Source organism: Burkholderiales bacterium (assembly GCA_013695435.1).
In the GTDB taxonomy this organism is placed as follows: domain Bacteria; phylum Pseudomonadota; class Gammaproteobacteria; order Burkholderiales; family JACMKV01; genus JACMKV01.
Genome location: JACDAM010000091.1, coordinates 1 through 3,081 on the forward strand (window position 1 = coordinate 1; position 3,081 = coordinate 3,081).

Consider the following 3,081-nt stretch of genomic DNA (forward strand, 5'->3'; position numbering starts at 1 on the left):
TGCGCGACTACTCGCTGGAGTGGACGGGCTGGGGCAATCCCTTTTTGACCGCGCGTGGCCTGCTAGTCGATGTTGTCGGCGCCTCTGTGCAGGAAGTTACGGGTTTGTTGCCCGAGCTCTCCTGCACCGGTGGCACCTCCGATGGGCGCTTCATCGCAAGCGTATGCAACGAATTAGTCGAGTTGGGCCCAGTCAACGCGACGATTCACAAGGTGGACGAGCGCGTGGCGATCGCCGATCTGGAACCGCTGGCGCGAATTTACCGGAACATTCTCGAGCGGCTGCTGTTGCCGGGGTAGCCGTCGATGAGCTCGATTCCCGCCAATGAACTCGAGACCGTGCGCGACTGGCTGCGCTGGGCAGTCTCCCGCTTCAACGAGGCCAAGCTCCATTTCGGGCACGGCAGCACGCAGGCGTACGACGAGGCCGCGTACCTGCTGCTGCACGCACTACACCTGCCGCTCGATCGCCTCGAGCCCTTTCTTGACGCCCGCGTCACGCAAGACGAACGGGCGCGGCTTGCGGAGCTGTTCACCCGCCGCATCGACGAGCGGATTCCGGCAGCGTATCTGACGCGCGAGGCGTGGCTTGGCGAGTTCCGGTTCCAGGTCGATGAACGCGTCATCATTCCGCGCTCGTTCATCGCCGAATTGCTACCGCAGGGGATCGCCCCCTTCGTCGGTGCGCCGGAGACTGTCACGGCTGCGCTGGACTTGTGCACCGGTTCGGGCTGCCTCGCGATCCTGCTCGCGCATGCGTATCCGATCGCGGACGTGGACGCCGTCGATATTTCCGCGGATGCCCTCGCCGTGGCGCAACGCAACGTCAGCGATTACAGCCTGGCGGACCGGATCAATCTGATTCGCTCCGATCTCTTCGGCAATCTGTCCGAAAAAACCTACGACCTCATCATCTGCAATCCTCCATACGTGACGGCCATGGCGATGGGAGAGCTTCCGCGCGAGTATCGCCATGAACCGGAACAGGCGCTCGCCGGCGGCGACGATGGATTGGACGCCGTGCGCACGATCGTCAAGGAAGCGCCACGGTTTTTGAACAACGGCGGGACGCTGGTTGTGGAAGTTGGCCACAACCGCGCCGGGGCGGAAAGCGCGTTCCCTCGGCTCCCCTTCGTGTGGCTGCCGACGTCCTCCTCGGAGGACGCCGTGTTTCTCGTGAAACGCGAAGAATTGATCGCGGGGCGCTAAATTCATCCGACGCTCGGAAGCTAAAGCTAAAGAAGGCTTGTGCGTGCAACGGCTCGCGCGCTTATCGTCGCGTAGAATCGCGCTTCACTTTTCTCCAACAGCAGCCTCACGATGGCCGAACGTTCCGGCGGCGAAATTCTCGTCGCCAGCCTGCTTGCACAGAACGCCACGCACGCATTCGGTGTCCCGGGCGAGAGCTATCTCGCCGTATTGGATGCGCTGTACGATGCGCAGGAGCGCCTGCAATTTTTTGTGTGTCGGCACGAAGGAGGCGCGGCATACATGGCCGAGGCGTTCGGCAAGTTGACCGGACGTCCCGGTCTTTGTTTCGTCACGCGCGGGCCGGGCGCTTCTAACGCCGCCATCGGCATCCATACGGCGGCGCAGGATTCGACACCGCTGATCATGTTCGTCGGTCAGGTCGGATCGGACACCTGCGATCGCGAAGCGTTTCAGGAGATCGACTACCGCCGGATGTACGGTAGTGTCGCCAAGTGGGTGGCGCAAATCGATCGTGCGGAGCGCATTCCCGAATACACTGCGCACGCGTATCGAATCGCGCAGTCGGGACGACCGGGTCCGGTGGTATTAGCGATACCCGAAGATGTCTCGACAGCGCGCGTCACTTGTCACGATGCGCCGCGCGTCGACGCGATTGGCTCGGGGCCCGATCAAGGACAGGTCGACGCGGTCCACGCTGCGCTCGAGCAGGCACGCGCGCCGCTGGTTATCGTTGGCGGGAGCCGGTGGGACGCTGCTGCGTGCCATTCTTTGCGCACGTTTGCCGAAGGCACTGGACTGCCCGTCGCCTGCGCCTTTCGCAATCAGGACCTATTCGACAATCGTCATTCGCACTACGCGGGCGATGTCGGTATCGGCATCAATCCTAAACTCGCCGCGCGCGTCAAGAATGCGGACGTACTGCTCGTGATCGGTGAGCGCTTAGGCGAGATGACGACGTCGGGCTACACATTGCTCGACGTGCCGGTGCCGCGCCAGAAGCTCCTTCACGTTCATCCGTCGGTCGAGGAACTGGGCCGCGTGTACCAGCCGGCGATCGCGATCGCGGCAACACCAGGCGCGTTTCTGGCTGCGATCAACAGCAAACGTCGAATAGGCCGCGCGCGGTCGCCTGATGCCGCAGCACAAGCGCACACCGACTACGAGGCGTGGCGCGAGCCGCGGCCCGTTCCCGGAGCGGTCGATCTGTGGCAGATCGTGCGCTGGCTTGACGAGCGGTTGCCCGACGATGCCATTCTTGCCAATGGTGCGGGCAACTACACGGTCTGGCTGCACCGCATTTTTCGCTATCGCGGCTTCCGGACGCAACTCGCGCCTTACTCCGGTGCCATGGGCTACGGTGTACCGGCTGCGATCGCGGCGAAGGCGGTGCATCCGCAGCGCATCGTCGTTTCGTGGAACGGTGACGGTTGTTTCCTGATGAACGGGCAGGAACTCGCGACAGCCGTGCAATATGGGCTTGCGATCATCTTCGTCGTCATCGACAACGGCATGTACGGGACCATCCGGATGCATCAGGAAAAAAATTATCCCGGAAGAGTCGCCGGTACAGAGCTGCGCAATCCGGACTTCGCCGCCGTTGCGCGGGCGTACGGCGCGCGAGGTGATACGGTCGTGACAACGGCGGAATTCGCGCCGGCATTCGAGCGCGCGCTATCCGGTGCCGGGCCCGCGCTGTTACACGTCAGGATTGACCCGCAGGCGCTGACGATGAACGCTTCGCTCGACGATCTGCGCGAGCAAGGCCGCGCGTTGCATCCGGCATGACGGCATCCGGCGTGCGCTCGTAATCTATCAGCCGCGCCGCAGCGAACCCGCGAGCTAGCATAGAATCGTGGGCATGACTCCATTG

Annotated in this window: 3 protein-coding genes; all 3 read left to right on the forward strand. The window is 63.1% G+C overall.

The features are described from left to right. Positions 1-299, forward strand: a 299-nt coding sequence (locus H0V78_05395) for a M20/M25/M40 family metallo-hydrolase (protein ID MBA2351226.1), incomplete at its 5' end; no start/stop codon positions are given. A gap of 6 nt (positions 300-305) precedes the next feature. After that, positions 306-1,208 carry a 50S ribosomal protein L3 N(5)-glutamine methyltransferase gene (prmB, locus tag H0V78_05400; protein ID MBA2351227.1) on the forward strand — a complete coding sequence of 301 codons (903 nt, stop codon included), beginning with the start codon at positions 306-308 and terminating at the stop codon, positions 1,206-1,208. A gap of 111 nt (positions 1,209-1,319) precedes the next feature. After that, positions 1,320-2,996, forward strand: a complete 1,677-nt coding sequence (locus H0V78_05405) for a thiamine pyrophosphate-binding protein (GenBank protein MBA2351228.1) — start codon at positions 1,320-1,322, stop codon at positions 2,994-2,996. Positions 2,997-3,081 lie beyond the last annotated feature (85 nt).

Bases quoted from the DNA above. Each gene is read 5' to 3' on its own strand.
- H0V78_05405 (MBA2351228.1), top strand. From the start codon at position 1,320: ATGGCCGAACGTTCCGGCGGCGAAATTCTCGTCGCCAGCCTGCTTGCA.
- prmB (MBA2351227.1), top strand. From the start codon at position 306: ATGAGCTCGATTCCCGCCAATGAACTCGAGACCGTGCGCGACTGGCTG.